Raw genomic sequence first — 1362 nt, forward strand, 5'->3', positions numbered from 1 at the left:
CTAGTACTGCAATCACAGTTACGTGTGGTTGAGTTGGTGTGTGGCTGAGGTCGGGGTGGGGTTGGTTGAGGAGTGGGACGGGGTGCTGGCGGGGTTGCATGCCCGGTTCGCGTCGCGTTTTGTGAGGTCGGAGCCGCGTGGACGGGCGCTTGCGTATATGCGGGGACTCATCGCTCCGTTGGAGCGGAAGAACGGCTGGACGCTGGCGGAGCGGGCCGGTGACCGGTTGCCGATCGGGATGCAGCGGCTGCTGGGCGAGGCAGACTGGGACGTGGACGCGGTCCGTGACGACGTGCGGGACTACGTCGTCGAGACGATCGGCGACCGGGACGCGGTTTTGATCGGTGACGACACCGGCTTCCTGAAGAAGGGTGTGCGCTCGGCGGGCGTCCAGCGGCAATATTCCGGCACCGCCGGACGTACGGAGAATTGCCAGGTCGGCACGTTCCTGGCCTACGCCTCCACGAAGGGGCGGGCCCTGATCGACAGGGAACTCTATCTCCCCGCCTCGTGGACGGACGACCGCGAGCGGTGCCGGGAGGCCGACGTCCCGGACGAGGTGGCGTTCGCGACGAAGACCGAGCACTTCAAGGCCATGCTCCTGCGTGCGGTGGAGGCCGGCGTGCCGTTCGCGTGGGTCACCGCGGACGAGGCCTACGGGCAGTCGAAATCCCTCAGGTGGTGGATGGAACAGCGGGCCATCAGCCATGTGATGTGCGTGAAGACCAGCGACACCGTCATCACCCGCGGCGCGGGGGAACGTCGTGTCGACGGGCTGGTGGCCACTATCGCGCCGCAGGCCTGGAAGCGTGTGTCCGCGGGGAAGGGGTCCCACGGTGAGCGCGTGTACCAGTGGGCCCGGATCCCCATCCGGATCTGGTGGGAGAACGGCCACGGCCACTGGGTCCTGGCCCGGCGGAGCCTGAAGGACCCGACCGACCTCGCCTACTACGTCTGCTACGGCCCCGTCGGTACCCGCCTCAAAGACCTGGTCAGGGTGGCCGGCGCCCGATGGGCCGTCGAGGAGTGCTTCCAGGCAGCGAAGGGCGAGTGCGGCCTGGACCACTACCAAGTCCGCCTCTACCACGCCTGGTACCGGCACATCACCCTCGCCATGGCCGCCCTCGCCGCCCTGACCGCCGTCCGCGCCCACGAACTCTCAAAAGGGGAACCAGCGGTGGCCTGATACCACTGTCCGTGGCAGAGATACGACGCCTCATCGGCCACCTCCTTCACCCCGCCCACCTCGCCATCCACCACCATCTGCACTGGTCACACTGGCGCAGACTCAGCCAGACACGCGCCCGCAACAGCCACTACAAACAACGCGGACACACCCCGTAACTGTGATTGCAGTACTAG

Annotated in this window: 2 protein-coding genes; both read left to right on the forward strand. The window is 67.2% G+C overall.

Translation table 11 applies throughout. The features are described from left to right. Positions 1-61 precede the first annotated feature (61 nt). Complete coding sequence (locus AB0D12_RS41325) at positions 62-1186, forward strand: IS701 family transposase (RefSeq protein WP_362695264.1); 1125 nt, start codon at positions 62-64, stop codon at positions 1184-1186. 11 nt (positions 1187-1197) lie between these two features. Beyond that, a complete protein-coding gene (locus tag AB0D12_RS41330) occupies positions 1198-1344 on the forward strand; it encodes a hypothetical protein (RefSeq protein ID WP_362695261.1) in 147 nt (48 codons plus the stop codon). Positions 1345-1362 lie beyond the last annotated feature (18 nt).

The organism is Streptomyces sp. NPDC048479, assembly GCF_040651435.1.
Classification (GTDB): domain Bacteria; phylum Actinomycetota; class Actinomycetes; order Streptomycetales; family Streptomycetaceae; genus Streptomyces.